This is a genomic window from Streptomyces sp. CMB-StM0423 (genome assembly GCF_002847285.1).
Lineage (GTDB): Bacteria > Actinomycetota > Actinomycetes > Streptomycetales > Streptomycetaceae > Streptomyces.
Map to the genome: position 1 here is coordinate 7,093,604 of NZ_CP025407.1, position 18,505 is coordinate 7,112,108.

Consider the following 18,505-nt stretch of genomic DNA (forward strand, 5'->3'; position numbering starts at 1 on the left):
CGAGGGGCCGGTGCCACGGGGGTGCGGTGGTCGCGCGCGGACCCGCCGTCGGTCTCCCGGGCCGGCGCCGCGGGATCGCCGACGGGCCCTACGCGGTGTGCAGCCTCAGCCCGTAGCGGCCGAGGATCTCGTTGACCGGCTGGTACCAGGTCTCGCCGCCGCCGCTGCAGTTGCCCCAGCCGCCGGACGTGACGCCCTGCGCCTGGTCGCCGCTGATGAACGAGCCGCCCGAGTCGCCGGGTTCCGCGCAGACGCTCGTCTTGGTGAGCTGGTGCACGACGGCGCCGCCGCTGTAGTTGACCGTCTCGTTCTTGGCCAGCAGCGTGCCGCAGTGCCAGCGCGTGGTGGAGCCGGAGCGGCAGATGGAGGCGCCCACCGGGGCCTCCGCGGAGCCGCGGACGAGCTGGTCGGGCACGGTGCCCCAGCCGAGGACCACGGGGACGGTCCACCAGCCGCTGCCGACGCTGACCCAGGCGTAGTCGTTGTCGGGGAAGGACGAGCCCTGGAAGTTGCCGATGTACGAGCGGTCCCAGCCGCTGACTCCCTGGCCCGCGCCGCCGCAGTGGCCCGCGGTGACGAAGCCGCCGTGCACCGAGAAGCCGATGGAGCAGCGGACGTTGCCCGTGTAGTACGGGTCCCCGCCGACGGTGCCGGCGGCGAAGGTGCTCGGCGCCTGGGCGACCGTCCCGACCTCGACGGGGCCGGCGGCGCGGGCACGTTCGAGGAAGGTGCGGACCGCGGCGTCCCCGCGGTGGCCGGAGACGACGTCGACCCGGACGCTGTTGGCGCGCGCGTCCACGCGCCAACTGGCCACCCCGGCGGGGGCGGACAGCGCGTCCAGGCGCTTCATCGCCGCGTCCAGCCGCGCGGCGCTGTGCTCGACGACGCGCACGTCGGCGCCCGTCGCCCGGACCGCGTCCACGCGCTGGGCGCCGGTGACGGCGACGGTGAGCCGGCCGCTGTCCGCGTCGAACCAGGAGCCGGCGTACGCGGCGCCGGCCGCGCGCTCGGCCTTCTTCTCGGTCTCGCCCGCCCGGCGTTCGTCGGCCAGCCGCTCCCGGGCCTCGTCGGCCGTGAGGCCCAGGTCCCGCTGCAGCGCGCGGGCCAGGCCGGGCGAGAGCTCCTGCGCGGAGTCCGCGCCGGCGGCGGGGGCGAGGGCGGCGGCGCCGCCCCAGGTGCTGAGGAGCAGGAGTGCGGACAGGCCGAGCCTTAATCCGAAGGTGCGTCTCACGTTGGTGACCTTTCTGCAGTTCCCTCTGTCGAGTGGGGGTGGAACACAGATGGTTGAGAGCGCTCTCAGTCGGTGCGCTGACACCACAGCACGGGCCCGCATGTTTGTCCAGACCTTTCGCAGGCACGAAAAGCGGCCGCCCGGTCCCGCGGGGGACCCGGGCGGCCGTCGTGCAACCGCCTCCGGACGTACGCCTCTTCGGGCGCGCCGGGCTAGAACTCCTCGACCGTGTGCGGCAGCAGCGGCGTGCGCAGCGCGGCGTCGAGCGCGTCGGTGGCGCCCGCGGTGTGCTCGGTCGCCAGGCCCGCGCGCACGGCGGCGGCGAGGGTGGTGCCGCCGAGGTAGGCGGCGGACAGGTCGCGGATGTCGACGGTCAGGTCCGGCGCCGCGTCGGTGCTCTCGTACGCGGCCGGGGCGCCGGGCGCGACGGTGAGCCGGTACGTGCCCTCGTTGGCCGGCACCGCTCCGTCGGTCACCGCCAGCACGACGTCCGCCGCGGTCGCCCAGGAGCGGCGCCGCAGGGCCGCGCCGACGTCGAGGAGCCGCACCCACAGCGCGGGGAAGGTGCTCGTGACCCGCACCTGGTCGCGGTCGGCGGCGAAGAGCAGCAGCGGGTCGTCGAGCGCGCGGCCCCAGGCGCGTACGGTGCCGGTCAGGTCCAGGGAGGCGAGATAGCGCCACAGGGCGGCGGCCACGGCCGGGGTGTCGGCCTCCAGCTCGTCCAGCCGCACGAGGCCCGAGGTCTCCGGGCGGTCGCTGTCGCCGTCCTTCGTGCGGTAGACGGCGTAGCCGGCGAGGGGCTCACCGAGGGCGACGACGCGCGGCCGGGAGAAGTCCTCGTCGTCCGGGTCCTGTTCGGCCATCCACTCCTTGGCCCACCACTCCTCGCTGCGCTCGGGCCGGCCGGCGCGCGCGGCGCGGGTGCGGTCGTAGTACGGGCCGAGCAGCGCGGGCGCCACGGCCGGGTCGACCAGCCGCAGGGGCCGCTCGTCGGGGGCGATCCGCAGCCGCAGCGGCTCCCGGGAGTCGATCTCGACGGTCGCGCCGTAGGTGCCGGGGCCGAAGCCGAAGCGCCCGTAGATCGCGGTCTCCGAGGCCCACAGCGCCGCCATCGGCCAGCCCTCGGCCGGGCAGCGCGCGAACAGTTCGGCGATCATCCCGGAGAGCACCCCGCGGCGCCGGTGCGTCGGCGCGACGGAGACGAACGTCAGGCTGGGGCAGGGGAGTTCGGCGCCGGGGACGGCCATCGTGAACGGCAGCGCGGCGACCATGCCGACCAGCGTGTCCGCGTCGTACGCGCCGATGCGCAGGCAGCCCGCCAGGAGTTCGTGATGGCGTTTGCGAAGTTCGTCCTCGGGCTTTTCATGGAAGACCAGATAGGCCAGCTCCTGAGCCCGGTCAATGTCACTTTCGGGTATTTCACGGAACACAATGGCAGCACGGTCGTTCATATTCTGACACTATCTGTCATGACCGATCCCTGCACATCGCTTTCGTGCCAGGTCCTGGGCGGGTGCGCCGCCGCCGGGCGCCAATGACGAAGGCGACCCATGCGCGCGGCGGGCGCGGGCATGGGTCGCCGTCGGGTGGTGGACGATACTGGGATTGAACCAGTGACCTCTTCCGTGTCAGGGAAGCGCTCTCCCGCTGAGCTAATCGTCCGAGGTGGAGACGGGATTTGAACCCGTGTAGACGGCTTTGCAGGCCGTTGCCTCGCCTCTCGGCCACTCCACCAGCGAGGGTCCGTGAGACCCCCATCGAGCGGACGACGAGATTCGAACTCGCGACCCTCACCTTGGCAAGGTGATGCTCTACCAACTGAGCTACGTCCGCCGGTCGTGCTCCGCAGGCGCCGGTGAGGCGCTTCCGGTAGTCATGAACCTTAGCGGATTCCGGGGCCAGCTCAAATTCGGTTTCGCGCGGGCGCCCGGACCGCCGCCCGGCCCGCGCCCCGGCCCGCGTCCCGGGCCGCGGACGCGCCCGTACCGGGGCCGCACCCGCCCCGGGCCCGGTGTCCGCCGGCCGCCATAGACTCGCGGCGTGCCCCGCCTCGCCCCGCTCGCCCGCTTCGGCGGTCTCGTCGCCGCCGACCTGCGTGACGTGACCGACGACCCGGCCGCGCTCGACTCCGCGGGCTGGTGGGCCGTCGTCGCCGGGTACGAGGGCCGGACGGTGTGCGCGCGCTTCGGCGACGTACGCCCCGATCCGCACCCGCCCGCCGCCCGGGCGCACCGCTGGCGCGGCCCCGGCGCCGCCCGCTGGACGACCTCCCTCGACCGCGCCGGCTACGTGGCCGGGGTGCACCGGATAAGGGAGCGCATCGCCGCCGGCGACGTCTACCAGGTCAACCTGTGCCGCGTCCTCACCGCCCCGCTCCCCGGACCGGACCCGGACGCCGCCGACGTCGACGCCCTCGCCGCCGTCCTCGCCCGCGGCAACCCCGCCCCGTACGCCGGCGTCGTCCGGCTGCCCGCGCACGGCGTCGAGGTCGCCACCGCCTCGCCCGAGCTGTACCTGCGCCGGGCCGGCCGCACCGTCGAGTCCGGCCCCATCAAGGGCACCGGCCGCACCGCCGCCGACCTGACCGCCAAGGACCGCGCCGAGAACGTCATGATCGTCGACCTCGTCCGCAACGACCTCGGCCGCGTCTGCACCACCGGCTCCGTCACCGTGCCCGCCCTCTGCGCCGTCGAGGAGCACCCCGGCCTCGTCCACCTCGTCTCCACCGTCCGCGGCGAGCCGGCCCCGGGCACCGGCTGGGCGGAGCTGATCGGCGCCACCTTCCCGGCCGGATCCATCACCGGCGCGCCGAAGAGCAGCGCGCTGCGGATCATCGACGAGCTGGAGACCGCCCCGCGCGGCCCGTACTGCGGCGGCGTCGGCTGGGTCGACGCCGACCGCGGCACCGGCGAACTGGCCGTCGGCATCCGCACGTTCTGGATCGACCGGGCCGCGTCCTGCGGCCCCGCGCTGCGCTTCGGCACCGGCGCGGGCATCACCTGGGGCTCCGACCCGGAGCGCGAGTGGCGGGAGACCGAATTGAAGGCAGCCCGGCTGCTCGCGGTAGCGTCGGAAGCGGAAGTCACGAGTGAAGGGACCGTACGCCCATGAAGGTCTGGCTCGACGGCGGGCTGCGCGAGGTGGCCGACGCACGGGTCTCCGTGTTCGACCACGGCATCACCGTGGGGGACGGCGTCTTCGAGACGCTGAAGGCCACCGGCGGCACCGCCTTCGCCCTCACCCGGCACCTGGAGCGGCTGGCCCGCTCCGCCCGCGGCCTCGGCCTGCCCGGGCCCGACCTCGACGAGGTGCGCCGGGCCTGTGCCGAGGTGCTGGCCGCGGAGCCCGTGCCGCACGGCCGGCTGCGCATCACGTACACCGGCGGCGCCGCGCCGCTGTCCTCCCACCGCAGCGACCCGGACGACAGCCGTCCCACCCTGGTCGTCGCCCTCGCCGCCGCCGAGCCGCGGCCGGACGAGACGGACGCCGTCACCGTGCCCTGGACGCGCAACGAGCGCGGGGCCGTCGCGGGGCTGAAGACCACCTCGTACGCGGAGAACGTCGTCGCGCTCGCCCGCGCGCACGACGGCGGCGCCAGCGAAGCGCTCTTCGCCAACACCCGCGACCTGCTCTGCGAGGGCACCGGCTCCAACGTCTTCGTCGTCCTCGGCGGCGAGCTGCACACCCCGCCGCTCGCCTCCGGCTGCCTGGCCGGGATCACCCGGCAGTTGGTGCTGGACTGGACCGGCGCCCGGGAGACGGACCTGCCGTTCTCGGTGCTCGCCGAGGGCAGCGAGGTGGAGGAGGTCTTCCTGACCTCCTCGCTGCGCGACGTCCAGGCCGTACGGCACCTCGACGGCCGCGAACTGCCGGGCGCCCTCGGTCCGGTCACGGCGAAGGCCATGCAGGTGTTCGCGGAGCGGTCGGCGGCGGACGTCGACCCGTAGCAGCACCGGGCCACCGGCAGACTCCGCGCGTCCGAGGAGGAGGGGGAAGCGATGACGACCCATCTGCGCCCGGCCGGAGCCGAGCGGCGTGAGCCGGGCGGCGGCCGTACGCGCGCGTTCGACGTGTGCGTCAACGGCCGCCCGGTCGGCGAGGTCGAGCTGGCCACCGACCCGCGCCTCGGCCCCGCCACCGGGCGGGTGCGCACGCTGCGGATCCAGCAGCCCGAGCGCGGCCGCGGCCGGGGCACGGTGGCGGCGCTGGCGGCCGAGGAGGTGCTGCGCGGCTGGGGCTGCCGGGAGATCCTGCTCAGCCTGGACCCGCGCGCGGCCGTCGGCCTGCGGCTGGCCGCGGCGCTCGGCTACACCGAGACGGGCCGGACGATGGCCAAGGAACTGGCCGTGGTGCCCGGGCTGCCGCCCGGCTCCGTGGTGCGGCCGATGGCGGCGGGGGAGTACCCGGGCTGGCGGACGGCGGAGGTGGAGGCGTATGCGCGCCGCTGGCTGGACCAGGGGACGCCGCCCGACGAGGCGCGGAGCCGGGCCGGTGCCGCCCACGACGCGCTGCTGCCGGCGGGCGCCGCCACCTCCGACGTGGCGCTGCGCGTCCTGGAGCACGACGGGGCGGGGGTGGGCACGATCTGGATCGCGCTGAAGCCGCAGATCGCCACCGGGGGGTACGTCTACGCCGTGACCGTCTCTCCCGAGCACCGGGGGAGGGGACACGGCCGGACGCTGATGCTCGCCGCGGAGCGCGAGTGCCTGGCGGCGGGGCTGCCCACGCTGGGGCTGCACGTCTTCGCCTGGAACGAGGTGGCGCGGCGGCTGTACGAGTCCCTGGGCTACGCGCCCACGGCGTACCACCTGCGCAAGCCGCTGATCTGAACCGGGCGCCGGCCCGCGGCGGCGCGGCCGGCGGCGCGGCCGCGCGCCCGGGGCGCCCCCGGCCCGTAGGCCCTCGTCCCCGGCCCCTGGCCCCGCCTCCCGGCCCTGCCTCAGTCCGCCGCGGCCAGCAGCCGGTCCGCGATCTCCTCGATCCGCTCGCGCAGCCCCTCCTGGCTCTTGCCGCCGTCCAGGCGCTCGCCCCCGATGACGTACGTCGGCGTCCCCGTCACCCCGATCGCCTTGCCCTCCGCGACATCCGTGTCCACGATCAGGAAGTGCCGCCCGTCCACGAGGGCGGTCTCCACCTCCGCCGCGTTCAGCTCCAGCTCGCGCGCCGTCTCGACCAGCAGCGGCTCGCCCCGCTTGCCGAACTTCTCCGCCTGCGCCAGCACGGCCTCGACGTACTCCCAGCCCTTCTCCTGCGCGAACGCCTCCTCGGCGGCCTGGGCGCCCGCCATCGCGTGCTGGTGCTTGTCCAGCGGGAAGTGGCGCAGCCGGATGTCGAGCCGGTCCCCGTAGCGCTCCCGCAGCGTGCGCAGGTCGGCGAGCGCCGTCCGGCAGTCCGGGCACTGCAGCTCGCACCAGACGTCCAGGACGGGCACACCGTTCACATCGTTCTCCATGGACGTCAGTCTTCCAGGCCCCGAGGGGTGGCGCCGCCTCGGTCCTGCGGACGACCCGGACCCGGAGATGTCCCCCATGCCGTGCCGCACCATGGCAATCGCGGCGCGTTCCGGTGCACGATGGATGCATGTTCACCACCACGGTCTGCGCCGCGCTCTCCGCGGCGGGGCTCGCGATCGCGCTGTTGACCGCATACCGGCGAAGGTTCCGGCGGGCGACGAAGATCGCTGCCCTGTCGCTGGTGCCCGTCGGCCTGGCCATGGCGGGGCTGGTCAAGCTCGGCGGCAAGGTAGGCAAGGCCACCGGGGACTGGGCCACGGATCTCGTCCTCAAGCCCTCCGTCTGGGGCGGCTTCGGCGTGCTAGCCGTCGCCGTCGTGCTCTGGGTCGCCCAGCGCTTCGCCGGCGAGCGCGCCAAGCGCAAGGCCGGCGGGGGCGCCGCGGCCGCCCCGGCGGCAGCGCCCGCGGCGTCGCAGCCGGCGCTCGGCGCCGGCCGGGCCGGCAAGTCGCGCGGCTCCGCGTCGGCGACGACGGGGCGGCGGGGTGCCGGCTCCGGGGACGAGGACTTCTCGGACATCGAGGCGATCCTGAAGAAGCACGGAATCTGACGCTACGGGCCCGCCGAACTACCCTGCGCAGCCGCGAAGTCGATCTCTGTCGACAAGAACTGATCATGCGCGGCCGATCTTCGTGAACAGGCCGGGTTTTCCTGGCGTGTTGCCCACTTGGGCATGCGTGCCTGCGCAATTATCTGCGCGAGATGAACGACCACACGCCCGCACCGCGGCCTCCCGCTCCCGCCGAGCCCCGCGGCTGCCTCTTCGCCCTGTCCCAGCCGCCGTTGATGCTTTTCCTCACCGTTGTGGGCGTGCTGATCTTCGGCACTTCGGTCTACGACCTCATCGGCTGGTGAGCGCCGCCCCGCCGGCGGCCCCGGCCGCCGCATTCCCGTCCCCGGTCCCGGTTCCGGTCCCGGTTCCGGCCGCGTCGGCCGTCCCGCCCCCCGCGCCGCTCCCGCTCCCCCTGCTGTTCCCGTTCCCCGTCCCGTTCCCCGCCGCCGCCTCGCGCTGCCGGGCGCGGTACGCCGCCACGTGCAGCCGGTTGCCGCAGGTGCGGCTGGAGCAGTAGCGGCGGGAGCGGTTGCGCGAGTAGTCGACGAAGGCCCGGCCGCAGTCCGGCGCCTCGCAGCGGCGCAGCCGCTCGCGCTCGCCGGCGACGACGAGGAACGCCAGCGCCATCCCGCCGTCCGCGGCCAGGTGCTCGGCGACGGAGGCGCCGGGCGCGAAGTAGTGCACGTGCCACTCGTAGCCGTCGTGGTCCGTGAGCTGCGGCGTGGTGCCGGCGGCGGCCACGATCGCGTTGAGCCGCTCCGCCGCCGCCCGGTCGTCCGGGGCGGCGAAGACGGCCGAGAGGTCGCTCCGTACCGCCCGGACCGCGTTCAGATCGGAGCGGCAGAGCGCTTCCAGGCCGCTGATCTCTTGCTCGTCGACGAACACCTGGAGCGCCCCCACGTCCACGAGTACGTCCGTTTCCTGTCCCCCGTCCCCGGCGTCGGTGTTCAGAAGCGCCACGACGATGTCGAGCGCGCACCGGGTGTCGTGATTGATGAGCACCGTTCCGCTCCCCTGGTCGGGCCGCGCGTTCCCCTGGTCGGTCTGACGCCGACTCTAGCCAAAACGTGACACCGCCGTCGCCCACAGTAGAACGACGGCGGTGCCGTGATGCGGTTGTCCGGTGGGGGGTCCGGCCGTCTCCCCGAGGCTGACGGCTACGGACGGTGAGGTCGTAGGGGCTCAGCTCTCCGCGAGGATGTGCGAGAGCTCGGTGTCGAGGTCGAAGTGGCGTGGCTCCGTCCCGGGCGGCACGGCGGCGTCCGTGCGCTTCAGGAAGGACTCCAGCGCCCTCGCGGGTGCTTCGAGCAGTGCCTCGCCCTCGGGCGAGCTGAGGGCGATGCAGACGACGCCCTGGCCGTGGCTTCTGGATGGCCAGACGCGGACGTCGCCGGTGCCGGTCGGGCGGTGGAGCCCTTCGGCGAGCAGATCGCGGGCGAACACCCATTCGACCGTCTCTTCTGCGCCCGTGTGGAAGGTGGCGTGCACGGCGTAAGGATCCGCGGTGTCGTACCGCAGACCTGCGGGGACAGGCAGGGAAGACTCGCTCGACACAACGAGGCGCAGGTGCAGCTCGCAGCTGACCGTGTGGTTCATAAGCGCCAGGGCCTTTCGCTCAGTGTGCGCTCGGGGATTCGCACGTCGGCGAAGTCGACATGCCACCTACCGGGGCGTTGTAAACCCCTCTGACTGTTTTGCGATGTTTTTCGTAGTTCGTACGGCCTAGTGAGGGTTCACGGAGCAGGGCCGTTCCGGTGAACTCTCCGGCACGCATAGTTTGGGCTCTCTGGATGCGGAGAGTAACGAGAATCGGGCGCAGTGTGACGGAGGCGCGCGGAGGGTGCGTCGGTGATGGCCGGTAAGGGGCACACGGGGATGCTCACGCCGGGTGACGTCGCCGTCGCCGTCACCGCGCGGCCGCGTCGCGCCGACGGGATCTCTCCGGCCCCGCCGCGGCAACGGGTTTGAACGGCGGCCCCGCCGCCCTGTATGGTTCTGACCGCGCCACCAAGGCGCTCCGGGGCGATTAGCTCAGGGGGAGAGCGCTTCGTTCACACCGAAGAGGTCACTGGTTCGATCCCAGTATCGCCCACCCGGAGAGGGCCGTTCCGCATCATGCGGGACGGCCCTCGCTGTTCCCCGCGCACCCCTCACACCACCGTCGCCAGGCCGCTCGCGCGCAACGGCCAGGCCGGGTCGCAGCGTTCGTCCGAGCCCGTACGCGCGAACCACGCCGTCAGCCCGCGCGCCTGCGCGCCGTGCCAGGCCGCCTGCCGCGCGTGCAGCTCCGGCGCGGTCAACTCGCCCAGCCGGTCCGCGTAGCGCTGCCCGATGGCCCGTACGAGGCGCAGCGCCGCCGTCGCGTCCGCGCCCGCCTCGTGGGCGCCGGCCAGCTCCACGCCGTAGTGCTCGCACAGCGCCGTGAGTGTGCGGCTGCCCTTGCGGTAGCGGTCGAGGTGCCGGTCCAGCACCAGCGGATCCAGCACGCACAGCGGCGCGCCGCCGAGGTACTTCGGCAGCGAGGAGGCGCGGTGCCGGCGTAACTCGCGGTCCAGCAGCGTCAGATCGAACGGGGCGTTCATCACCACCAGCGGTACGTGGCTCGCGCACTGCGCCGCCAGCGCCTTGCCGACCTCCTCCATCACCGGCGCCGGCCAGCGGCCCAGACGCTGCAGATGCGTCAGCGTCAGCCCGTGCACCGCCGTGGCCGCCGCCGGGATCTCCACGTCGGGGGAGACGAGCCAGGACGTACAGCGGGGCGGCGAGGTGATGTGGGGCTGGACGACGACGGCTGCGGAGAGTATCCGGTCGCGTTCCACGTCCACGCCGGTCGTCTCGGTGTCGAAGGCGGCCAGCGGCCCCTCGTACCAGAGCGTCATCAGCCCAACTCCCTGGAGTTTTACGGTCGGTGGGGTCGTTCCCACCCGACCGGGTGATACCCCCAACACCCCCCGTTCGAACAATGGTTGTTTGGCGGAGAGCCCGTGCGGTGACAACAGAGAGTGAGGGCCGGGCGCGCCTCGGCCGCCCGTGGCGGGCCGGCCCCCGTCAGCTACCGACAGCGCGTGGAAGGCAGTTGGGCCATGGCCCTCACCCGGCCGGAACCGCGCGGCCCGCTCCCCGAGCGGACCGCACCGCGGCGCGGTGCTCTCGCCGCGACGGCGTGCACGGAGACGCTGCAGACCGCCTGTCTGCACGCGGTCGTTGCCGCTGCCCGCTGCACCCCGGTGCAGCCCTTCCCCGGCAGCGGCAGCGACCGGCACGTCCCGGTACGGGCCGCGCACCACCCGGCCGGCCACGCACTGATCCGTGTCTCGCCGGCCCGCGCGCCACGTGCTCACCGCGCGGGCCGGCAGGGGAGGGAGACCCTGATGTACCGGCAGCCTCCGGAGCCCGACCCCGCCCATACCGACCCCGCCGTGCTCGGCGCCCTCCTCGCCCGCCATGGCTGGCGCCGGCACGGCGGTTCCACCGGCAGGTACGCGCGCTTCACCCCGCCCGGCGACGCACCGGGCGGTGCCGGCGTCCTCGTACCGGCCGACCGCGCCTTCCCCGACTGCACCGACCTGCTCGCGGAAGCGCTCACCGCGCTGGCCCGCAGCCCCGAGCCGTCCGCCCCGCTCGTGCTCACCGCGGTCGCCGTGCCCAGCGACGAGGTGAGCTGGGAGTACGGCGCCGAGCGGCGCGCCGGGCCCGCCCGGTGGGCCGACGCCGAGCGGCTGTCCGCCGCCGCCCGCGCCATGCTGCTGGCCGGTGCGCTCGCCGCCCGCCGCCCCGCGGGCTTCCACGGCGCCCGGCTGCGCCCGCACGCGGCGCGGGACGTCGAGCAGACCCTGCTCGGCCCCGGCGCCCACGCCGCCCGGCTCACCGCCTTCGTACCCGCGCCGGAGAGCCGCGCGGTCACCACCACGCTGCTGCGCGCCCTGCGCGGCACCCGCGGGGCGGTGGACCGCCAGCACACCACCGGGGCCATGGACGCCTTCGACCACGCCGTCGAACTCGGCGGGTGCCACGAGCTGGCCGAGGCCCTGACCGCCCTCGTGCGCGGCACGGACGGCGTGCGCATCACCCTGGCCTGGGCGCCCGCGTACCCGCCGCCGAGGGGCTTCGCCGCGGCCCCCGAGCCGGTGGAGTTCACCCCCGGCGACATCCCGGCCCTGCAGCGGGCCGCCGTGCGCTACCGGCACCGGGAGCCCTCCCTCCCGGTCCGGCTCACCGCAGCCGTCACCCGGCTCAGCCGGACGGCAGCCACCGGCCCCGGCCGGGTGCGGCTGCGGGTACTCGCGGGCGCGGACGTCACCGAGGTGCGTACGTCGCTCGACGAGGAGGCGTACCGCGTCGCCGGCCAGGCGCACCTGGCCGGCGTCCCGGTGCGGCTCCGCGGCATGCTGGAGAGCCGTGGTGGCTTCCGGCGGCTGACCGGGGCGTCGGGGGTGCGGCCCGTACCGGTGGCGGACGCCGAGGGGGACCGGCTGCCGAAGGCGCACGAGCACCTGGACTTCCTCGACGAGGCGTACGGCGACGGCTGAGAGCACCGGTCCGCGCACGCGACGCCCGATTTCGCCGTGCGCCCCCCTGGCTCGGTACGATTCACGCCGTGCCGCCGCCGCGTGCGGCACCCCCGTTCCCCGTGAAGGAGACCCCGTGTCCGACGTCCGTGTGATCATCAGCCGCGATGCCGCCGAGCGGGAAGAGCGCGTGGTCACGACGGGCACGACGGCCGGCGACCTCTTCCCCGGCGAGCGCACCGTGATCGCCGCCCGCGTCGCCGGCGCGCTGAAGGACCTCGCGTACGAGGTCGCCGACGGCGACGAGGTCGAGCCCGTGGAGATCGACAGCCCCGACGGGCTGGACATCCTGCGGCACTCCACCGCCCACGTCATGGCCCAGGCCGTGCAGGAGCTGTTCCCCGAGGCAAAGCTCGGCATCGGCCCGCCCATCAAGGACGGCTTCTACTACGACTTCGACGTCCCCGAGCCCTTCCACCCCGACGACCTCAAGCGCGTCGAGAAGAAGATGCAGGAGATCGTCAAGCGCGGCCAGCGCTTCTCCCGCCGCGTCACCACCGACGCCGACGCCCGCGAGGAGCTGGCCGCCGAGCCGTACAAGCTGGAGCTGATCGGCCTCAAGGGCAACGCCGCCGAGGCCGCGGAAGGCGCGTCCGCGGAGGTCGGTGCCGGCGAGCTGACGATCTACGACAACCTCGACGCCAAGACCGGCGAGCTGTGCTGGAAGGACCTCTGCCGCGGCCCCCACCTGCCGACCACGCGGCTCATCCCCGCCTTCAAGCTGATGCGCTCCGCCGCCGCGTACTGGCGCGGCAGCGAGAAGAACCCGCAGCTCCAGCGGATCTACGGCACGGCCTGGCCGTCGCGGGACGAGCTGAAGGCGCACCTGGAGTTCCTGGCCGAGGCCGAGAAGCGCGACCACCGCAAGCTCGGCACCGAACTGGACCTCTTCTCCATCCCCGAGGACATCGGCTCGGGCCTGGCGGTCTTCCACCCCAAGGGCGGCGTCGTGCGCCGCGTGATGGAGGACTACTCGCGCCGGCGGCACGAGGAGTCGGGCTACGAGTTCGTCTACACCCCGCACGCGACGAAGGGGAAGCTCTTCGAGAAGTCGGGCCACCTGGACTGGTACGCCGACGGCATGTACCCGCCCATGCAGCTCGACGAGGGCCAGGACTACTACCTGAAGCCCATGAACTGCCCGATGCACAACCTGATCTTCGACGCCCGCGGCCGCTCGTACCGCGAGCTGCCGCTGCGCCTCTTCGAGTTCGGGACCGTCTACCGGTACGAGAAGTCCGGCGTCGTGCACGGCCTCACCCGGGCCCGGGGCTTCACCCAGGACGACGCGCACATCTACTGCACCAAGGAGCAGATGGCCGGCGAGCTGGACTCGCTGCTGACCTTCGTGCTGAACCTGCTGCGCGACTACGGCCTGGAGGACTTCTACCTGGAGCTGTCCACCAAGGACCCGGAGAAGTCCATCGGCTCCGACGAGGTCTGGGCGGAGGCCACCGAGATCCTGCGCCAGGCCGCGGAGAAGCAGGGCCTGCAACTGGTCATGGACCCGGGCGGGGCGGCGTTCTACGGGCCGAAGATCTCCGTGCAGGCCAAGGACGCCATCGGCAGGACGTGGCAGATGTCCACGATCCAGGTGGACTTCAACCTCCCCGAGCGCTTCGACCTGGAGTACACCGCCGCGGACGGCTCGCGGCAGCGGCCCGTCATGATCCACCGGGCCCTCTTCGGCTCCATCGAGCGGTTCTTCGCCGTCCTGCTGGAGCACTACGCGGGCGCCTTCCCGGCGTGGCTGGCGCCGGTGCAGGTCGTCGGCATCCCGATCGGCGACGACCACGTGCCGTACCTCCAGGAGGTCGCGGCGAAGATGCGGGCCCGCGGGCTGCGGGTCGAGGTCGACTCCTCCTCCGACCGGATGCAGAAGAAGATCCGCAACGCCCAGAAGGCCAAGGTCCCGTACATGCTGATCGCGGGCGACGACGACATGGCCAAGGGCGCCGTCTCCTTCCGCTACCGCAGCGGCGAGCAGAACAACGGCGTGCCGATCGACGACGCGATCGACGAGGTGGCCCGCGCGGTCACGGAGCGCGCCGGGTCGTGATCCGGCGCGGCCGGGGCGCCGGGCGGGCCCGGCGCCCGGTCGGCGGGGCCGTACGCCATATGCTGCTGAGCATGACCAGTGAGCCGGAGCAGCAGCTCGGGGTCGGCACCCCGGATCAGTTCCAGCGGCTGTGGACGCCGCACCGGATGGCGTACATCCAGGGGGAGAACAAGCCCACCGGCACCGCCGCCGGCGACGGCTGCCCGTTCTGCGCGATTCCGGAGAAGTCCGACGAGGACGGGCTGATCCTCGCCCGCGGCGCACAGGTCTACGCGGTGCTGAACCTGTACCCGTACAACGGCGGGCACCTGATGGTCGTCCCGTACCGGCACGTCGCGGACTACACCGAGCTGACCGGCGAGGAGACCGCGGAGCTGGCGGTCTTCACCAAGCGCGCGATGACCGCCCTGCGCAGCGCGTCCGGGGCCCAGGGGTTCAACCTCGGCATGAACCAGGGCCCGGTCGCGGGCGCGGGCATCGCCGCGCATCTGCACCAGCACGTGGTGCCGCGGTGGGGCGGCGACACGAACTTCATGCCGGTCGTCAGCCACACCAAGGTGCTGCCCCAACTCCTCGCGGACACCCGCGCGATGCTCGCCGCCGCCTGGCCGGCGTCCTAGCCGCCGCCAGGCCGGAGCACCTCGCCACGGTCGCGGCGTCCGACCGGGGTGAGTTTTCCGGTGTTTCGTGCACACTGGATCGGAAAGCGGGGGGTTCGGCCACCGCTGGGGCGACGGTGTGCAGGGGGGCACAGATGTCGGGTGACGAGACGGTCGTCTATGCGGAGAAATCGTGGCGCCCACGGGCGGCGAAGGTACGGCTGACGAAGGAAATGCTGTCCGCGGCGCGGGGCCGGCACGTGCGGGTCCGCGACATGAACCTGATGGCCATGGCCGAGGCGTATCTGCGGGGGAAGTGGCTCGGGGGCCGCGGGATGGAGCGCGAGCTGGCGCGGATCAGGAACGGGCCGGGCGTCGTGCCGCTTATCCACATGACCGGTTCCGCCCATGTGATCCGGGTGCGGCAGGCGGCGGTGTTCGCCCGGGCCCTCGGGGAACTGGCGGTGGAGCTGAGCGGCGGGCCCGCGGAGGTGACCGCGGCGGGGCGGCGGGCCGAGGAGGAGGGCGTGCCGCTGTGGCTGGCGCGGCGCTCCGCCGCGGGGCCGCACGGCGGGTTGGTGACGGTGGCCGTCGACCGGCGGCTGATACGGGCGGACGTGTGGGCCGAGGAGACGCCCGGGACACCCGCGGTGCGGCTGCGTGGCAAGGCCGGCCTCACCACCGAGGAACTGCAGACGAGGAATCCGCCGCTGACGGTCACCGTGGCGGGGCGGCCGGCCGTGCTCACCGTCCTCGACTCGTCGGTACGGGGGTGGGTCGCCGTGCTCCGGACGGTGAAGGTGCAGTGGGAGCTGGAGGGACGGGACGTGGAGTCGTCCCGGCTGCTGCGGGGCGGGCGCCCGGTGGCCCTGCTCACCCGCCGCCGGGACTGGGAGGTGCGGTACGCGCAGGTGGAGCCGCTGATGGACGTCCGGTACGAGACCGCGGACCCGCTGGATGCGGTGGTGGCCCACTTCTTCGGCGCGGTGTGCGGCGCGGGTGACGAGAACGCGCTGATCCGCCTCGGCACGATGCACCCGGTGCAGGACCCGTACGGGACGGGCGGGACGGATGGCGCGAGCCGCGGCTGGGACGACCCGTGGCCCACCAACCTGGGCTCCACGGCCGGCGGTGCCTCCGGGGGCTGGTTCGACGGCGGCGACGTCAGTGGCGGCGGTGGCGGCGGCTTCGACGGCGGCGGTGGCGGGGGAGGGGGCGGCGACGGGTGAGCCCGGGGGCGCCCCGGGCCGTCGGAACCGGGGCGCCCGCCCTATGCCGGGTCCGCCGCCTTCGCCAGCGCCTGTGCCAGGTCCGCCCACAGGTCGTCCGGGTGCTCGATGCCCACCGAGACCCGCACCGTGCCCTCGCCGATGTCCATCGCCGCCAGCGCCGCCGCGTCGAGCTGCCGGTGCGACGTGCTCGCCGGGTGCATGACGAGCGTCTTGACGTCGCCGAGCGACGGGCTCAGCAGCGCCAGCCGCAGCGACTCGACGCACCTGCGCCCCGCCTCCCGGCCGCCCGCCAGGTCGAACGCCAGCACCCCGCCGCCCGCGGCGAGCAGCCGGGCGGCCGTCGCGCGGTCCGGGTGGTCCGGCAGCCCCGGGTGGCGGACCCGGGCGACCGCCGGGTGGGCGGCGAGCCGTTCGGCCAGCGTCAGCGCCGTCGCGGACTGCCGCTCGACGCGTAGCGCCAGGGTCGCCATGCCCCGCAGCGTCAGCCACGCCGCGAACGGGTCGGCCACCGCGCCCTGTTCGACGGCGTGCGCCCAGACCCGGCGGCGCAGCCCGGGGTCGCGGAAGACGGCGACGCCGCCCAGGACGTCGGCGTGGCCGCCGAGGTACTTGGTCGCCGAGTGCACGACGACCGCGGCGCCGTGCTCGACCGGGCGGCAGAGCAGCGGGGTGGCGAAGGTGTTGTCGACGACGCCGGTGACCCCGGCCTCCGCGGCGGCGGCCAGGAGCGCGGGCAGGTCGGTGACGGCGGTGGTGGGGTTGGCGATGGTCTCCAGGTAGAGCACCCGGGTACGGGGCGTGCAGGCGGCCCGTACCTCGTCGGCGTCCCGGCCGGAGACGTAGGTGACCGACACTCCCCAGCGCTCCGCCAGATCGGTCAGCGTCGCGTACGTGCCGCCGTACAGGGAGCGCTGCGCGATGACGTGGTCGCCCGCGGAGAGCAGGCTGAGCAGCACGGCGTTGATCGCGCCCATGCCGGACGCGAACGCGAGCCCGCCCGCGCCCCCTTCGAGGTCGCTGACGGCCTCCTCCAGCGCGCGGACGGTCGGGTTGCCGAAGCGGCTGTAGAGGTACGCGCCGTCCGGGTCGTGGAACGCGGCGGCCATCGCGTCGGCGGAGTCGAACGAGAAGACGTGCCCCTGGTGGATCGGCACGGTCACCGGGCGGCTGCCCTCGGGAACCGGCACGGGCGGGTGGGCGGTACGGGTCGAGGGGTGCAGGTCGGCGCTCATGGCGAAAGTCTCCGCGGCGAATGGGTTGCCGGACCAGGGCCAATTCCGGGAGATTGGTCCGCCATGGACACCGACGACGTGCGGGCCTCCGACCTGGTGGCCGCCCTGGGCCGCTGGTCGGCAGGCCGCGGCCCGCTGTACGTGCTGCTCGCCGCCCGGCTCCGCCGGCTGGTCGACGAGGGCCGGCTGCGCCCGGGTGCGGCGCTGCCGCCGGAGCGGGTGCTCGCGGCGGCGCTGGCCGTGGGGCGCACGACGGTGGTCGCGGCGTACGGCGTGCTGCGGCAGGAGGGCCGCGTCGTACGGCGGCAGGGGAGCGGCACCCGCGTCGCGGAGGCGGCGCTCGTGCCGGGGCGTACGGCGGAGACCGCGAACCCGCTCTTCCTCAACCTGCTGGAGCCGGCCGACGGCGTGATCCTGCTGAGCTGCGCCGCCCCGGACGGCCCGCCGCCCGAACTGGCCCGCGCGTACCGGGATCTGGTCCTGCCCGCGACCGGCCTCGGCTACCACCCCGCAGGGCTGCCCGCCCTGCGCGCCGCCGTCGCCGCCCGCTACACCGCCCGCGGCATCCCCACGGACCCGGCGCAGATCCTCATCACCACCGGCGGCCAGCAGGCGCTGGCGCTGCTGACCCGGCTGTTCGTCGCCCCCGGCGACCCGGTGCTGGTCGAGGCGCCCGCGTACCCCGGCGCGCTGGACCTGTTCCGGGAGGCGGGCGCCGTGCTGCGGCCCGTGCCGGTGGGGCCGTACGGCATCGACGTGGACGCCGCCGTGCGGGCGCTGGCGGAGCACCGGCCGGCGCTCGCGTACGTCGGCTCGGTGCACCAGAACCCGACCGCCGCCGTGCTGCCCCCGCTGCGCGGGCGGCGGCTCGCGGAGGCGGCGGGGCACTTCGGCGTACCGCTGGTGGACGACGAGGTGGTGGCGGACCTCGCGTTCGAGGGCGCCGCGCCGCCGGCGCTCGCCGCGTGCGCGGACGGCGCCGAGGTCATCAGCGCCGGGTCGCTGAGCAAGGTGGTGTGGGGCGGGCTGCGCATCGGCTGGGTGCGCGCGCCCGCGGGCGTCGTCACCCGGCTCGCCCGGCTGAAGGCCGTCCACGACCTCGGCACCGACGTGCCGGCGCAGCTCGTCGCCGTCTCCCTGCTGGCCGCGTACGAACCGCTGCTCGCCCGCCGCCGCGCCGAACTGCGCGCCGCCCACGACCATCTGCGCGCCGAGCTGGCCCGGCTGCTGCCCTCCTGGGACTGCCCGCCGGTGGCCGGCGGGCAGACGGTGTGGCTGCGGCTGCCGTACGGGGACGGGGTGGCCTTCGCGCAGGTCGCGCTCCGGCACGGGGTCGCCGTCCTGCCCGGCGCCTGCGTGGACGCTGCCGGGGGCAGCGGCCCGTATCTGCGGCTGCACTTCTGCTCTCCGCGGGACGTGCTCACCGAGGCCGTCGAGCGGCTGGCCGCGGCCTGGACCGCGTACGACGGGAGCTCCCGCCCGGCGACGCCCGCAGCCCTCGGCGGCGTGACGGTGTGACGG

The 18,505-nt window shown here is 74.5% G+C and carries 16 protein-coding genes, 4 tRNA genes and 1 pseudogene; 11 read left to right on the forward strand and 10 right to left on the reverse strand.

The genetic code is table 11. From position 1 onward, the window contains the following. Nucleotides 1-88 precede the first annotated feature (88 nt). The 5 genes from CXR04_RS30890 to CXR04_RS30910 form a co-directional block, all read right to left on the reverse strand. Nucleotides 89-1,231, reverse strand: a complete 1,143-nt coding sequence (locus CXR04_RS30890) for a S1 family peptidase (RefSeq protein WP_101425498.1) — start codon at nt 1,229-1,231, stop codon at nt 89-91. A gap of 212 nt (nt 1,232-1,443) precedes the next feature. Next, nucleotides 1,444-2,661: a GNAT family N-acetyltransferase gene (locus CXR04_RS30895; protein ID WP_101425499.1), complete on the reverse strand. Its 1,218-nt coding sequence runs from the start codon at nt 2,659-2,661 to the stop codon at nt 1,444-1,446. A gap of 157 nt (nt 2,662-2,818) precedes the next feature. Beyond that, nucleotides 2,819-2,893 (reverse strand) — tRNA-Val (locus CXR04_RS30900). A gap of 1 nt (nt 2,894) precedes the next feature. After that, nucleotides 2,895-2,965 (reverse strand) — tRNA-Cys (locus CXR04_RS30905). A gap of 26 nt (nt 2,966-2,991) precedes the next feature. Further along, nucleotides 2,992-3,064 (reverse strand) — tRNA-Gly (locus CXR04_RS30910). Nucleotides 3,065-3,271: 207 nt separating this feature from the next. Here CXR04_RS30910 and CXR04_RS30915 point away from each other — a divergent pair. Genes CXR04_RS30915 through CXR04_RS30925 form a run of 3 tightly spaced genes read left to right on the forward strand, consistent with a single transcriptional unit; the run spans nt 3,272 to nt 6,060 of the window. Next, nucleotides 3,272-4,342, forward strand: a complete 1,071-nt coding sequence (locus CXR04_RS30915; protein ID WP_101425500.1) for a chorismate-binding protein — start codon at nt 3,272-3,274, stop codon at nt 4,340-4,342. Then, nucleotides 4,339-5,178 carry an aminotransferase class IV gene (locus tag CXR04_RS30920; protein ID WP_101425501.1) on the forward strand — a complete coding sequence of 280 codons (840 nt, stop codon included), beginning with the start codon at nt 4,339-4,341 and terminating at the stop codon, nt 5,176-5,178. The genes CXR04_RS30915 and CXR04_RS30920 overlap by 4 nt, the downstream gene beginning before the upstream one ends. Before the next feature lie 51 nt (nt 5,179-5,229). Continuing rightward, nucleotides 5,230-6,060 (forward strand): GNAT family N-acetyltransferase, encoded by an 831-nt coding sequence (locus tag CXR04_RS30925; RefSeq protein WP_101425502.1) that lies wholly within the window; start codon nt 5,230-5,232, stop codon nt 6,058-6,060. Nucleotides 6,061-6,170: 110 nt separating this feature from the next. Here CXR04_RS30925 and CXR04_RS30930 read toward each other — a convergent pair whose 3' ends face one another. Further along, entirely contained in the window at nt 6,171-6,683 is a 513-nt protein-coding gene (locus tag CXR04_RS30930) for a DsbA family protein (protein ID WP_101425503.1), read from the reverse strand. A gap of 128 nt (nt 6,684-6,811) precedes the next feature. On the opposite strand from CXR04_RS30930, the gene CXR04_RS30935 reads away from it, so the two are divergent. Together CXR04_RS30935 and CXR04_RS35375 are read left to right on the forward strand one after the other, a co-directional pair. After that, nucleotides 6,812-7,291 (forward strand): hypothetical protein, encoded by a 480-nt coding sequence (locus CXR04_RS30935; RefSeq protein WP_101425504.1) that lies wholly within the window; start codon nt 6,812-6,814, stop codon nt 7,289-7,291. A gap of 152 nt (nt 7,292-7,443) precedes the next feature. Further along, complete coding sequence (locus tag CXR04_RS35375) at nt 7,444-7,596, forward strand: hypothetical protein (RefSeq protein WP_199850565.1); 153 nt, start codon at nt 7,444-7,446, stop codon at nt 7,594-7,596. A gap of 142 nt (nt 7,597-7,738) precedes the next feature. On the opposite strand, the pseudogene CXR04_RS30940 reads toward CXR04_RS35375, so the two are convergent. After that, a pseudogene (locus CXR04_RS30940) lies at nt 7,739-8,296 on the reverse strand (CGNR zinc finger domain-containing protein); the annotation flags it as partial. A gap of 180 nt (nt 8,297-8,476) precedes the next feature. Continuing rightward, nucleotides 8,477-8,890 carry an SsgA family sporulation/cell division regulator gene (locus tag CXR04_RS30945; RefSeq protein WP_018836768.1) on the reverse strand — a complete coding sequence of 138 codons (414 nt, stop codon included), beginning with the start codon at nt 8,888-8,890 and terminating at the stop codon, nt 8,477-8,479. A 424-nt stretch (nt 8,891-9,314) separates the two neighbouring features. Between CXR04_RS30945 and CXR04_RS30950 the strand changes: the two genes are divergently transcribed. Further along, nucleotides 9,315-9,386, forward strand: a tRNA-Val gene (locus CXR04_RS30950). A gap of 58 nt (nt 9,387-9,444) precedes the next feature. Here the strand turns inward: CXR04_RS30950 and CXR04_RS30955 are convergent. Then, complete coding sequence (locus CXR04_RS30955; protein WP_101425506.1) at nt 9,445-10,173, reverse strand: 3'-5' exonuclease; 729 nt, start codon at nt 10,171-10,173, stop codon at nt 9,445-9,447. 492 nt (nt 10,174-10,665) lie between these two features. Between CXR04_RS30955 and CXR04_RS30960 the strand changes: the two genes are divergently transcribed. The 4 genes from CXR04_RS30960 (at nt 10,666) to CXR04_RS30975 (ending at nt 15,749) form a co-directional block, all read left to right on the forward strand. Beyond that, nucleotides 10,666-11,823 (forward strand): hypothetical protein, encoded by a 1,158-nt coding sequence (locus CXR04_RS30960; RefSeq protein WP_101426694.1) that lies wholly within the window; start codon nt 10,666-10,668, stop codon nt 11,821-11,823. A 115-nt stretch (nt 11,824-11,938) separates the two neighbouring features. Further along, the gene (gene thrS / locus CXR04_RS30965; protein WP_101425507.1) at nt 11,939-13,921 is read left to right on the forward strand and encodes a threonine--tRNA ligase; all 1,983 of its coding nucleotides are present in this window, start codon (nt 11,939-11,941) and stop codon (nt 13,919-13,921) included. Nucleotides 13,922-13,980: 59 nt separating this feature from the next. Further along, nucleotides 13,981-14,541, forward strand: coding sequence for an HIT family protein (locus CXR04_RS30970; RefSeq protein WP_101426695.1), 561 nt, complete (start codon nt 13,981-13,983; stop codon nt 14,539-14,541). 134 nt (nt 14,542-14,675) lie between these two features. Next, nucleotides 14,676-15,749 (forward strand): hypothetical protein, encoded by a 1,074-nt coding sequence (locus tag CXR04_RS30975; protein WP_159072410.1) that lies wholly within the window; start codon nt 14,676-14,678, stop codon nt 15,747-15,749. 41 nt (nt 15,750-15,790) lie between these two features. Here the strand turns inward: CXR04_RS30975 and CXR04_RS30980 are convergent, their stop codons facing one another. Next, entirely contained in the window at nt 15,791-16,984 is a 1,194-nt protein-coding gene (locus CXR04_RS30980) for a trans-sulfuration enzyme family protein (protein ID WP_101425509.1), read from the reverse strand. A 63-nt stretch (nt 16,985-17,047) separates the two neighbouring features. On the opposite strand from CXR04_RS30980, the gene yczR reads away from it, so the two are divergent. Then, entirely contained in the window at nt 17,048-18,502 is a 1,455-nt protein-coding gene (yczR, locus tag CXR04_RS30985) for an aminotransferase-like domain-containing protein (RefSeq protein WP_101425510.1), read from the forward strand. Nucleotides 18,503-18,505: the final 3 nt, after the last annotated feature.

Excerpts from the sequence above, each read along its gene's own strand:
- CXR04_RS30935 (WP_101425504.1), top strand. The coding sequence starts at position 6,812 with ATGTTCACCACCACGGTCTGCGCCGCGCTCTCCGCGGCGGGGCTCGCG.
- CXR04_RS30955 (WP_101425506.1), bottom strand. The coding sequence starts at position 10,173 with ATGACGCTCTGGTACGAGGGGCCGCTGGCCGCCTTCGACACCGAGACG.
- CXR04_RS35375 (WP_199850565.1), top strand. The coding sequence starts at position 7,444 with ATGAACGACCACACGCCCGCACCGCGGCCTCCCGCTCCCGCCGAGCCC.
- CXR04_RS30945 (WP_018836768.1), bottom strand. The coding sequence starts at position 8,890 with ATGAACCACACGGTCAGCTGCGAGCTGCACCTGCGCCTCGTTGTGTCG.
- CXR04_RS30920 (WP_101425501.1), top strand. The coding sequence starts at position 4,339 with ATGAAGGTCTGGCTCGACGGCGGGCTGCGCGAGGTGGCCGACGCACGG.
- CXR04_RS30975 (WP_159072410.1), top strand. The coding sequence starts at position 14,676 with ATGTCGGGTGACGAGACGGTCGTCTATGCGGAGAAATCGTGGCGCCCA.
- CXR04_RS30925 (WP_101425502.1), top strand. The coding sequence starts at position 5,230 with ATGACGACCCATCTGCGCCCGGCCGGAGCCGAGCGGCGTGAGCCGGGC.
- CXR04_RS30980 (WP_101425509.1), bottom strand. The coding sequence starts at position 16,984 with ATGAGCGCCGACCTGCACCCCTCGACCCGTACCGCCCACCCGCCCGTG.
- CXR04_RS30930 (WP_101425503.1), bottom strand. The coding sequence starts at position 6,683 with ATGGAGAACGATGTGAACGGTGTGCCCGTCCTGGACGTCTGGTGCGAG.
- yczR (WP_101425510.1), top strand. The coding sequence starts at position 17,048 with ATGGACACCGACGACGTGCGGGCCTCCGACCTGGTGGCCGCCCTGGGC.
- CXR04_RS30970 (WP_101426695.1), top strand. The coding sequence starts at position 13,981 with ATGCTGCTGAGCATGACCAGTGAGCCGGAGCAGCAGCTCGGGGTCGGC.
- CXR04_RS30960 (WP_101426694.1), top strand. The coding sequence starts at position 10,666 with ATGTACCGGCAGCCTCCGGAGCCCGACCCCGCCCATACCGACCCCGCC.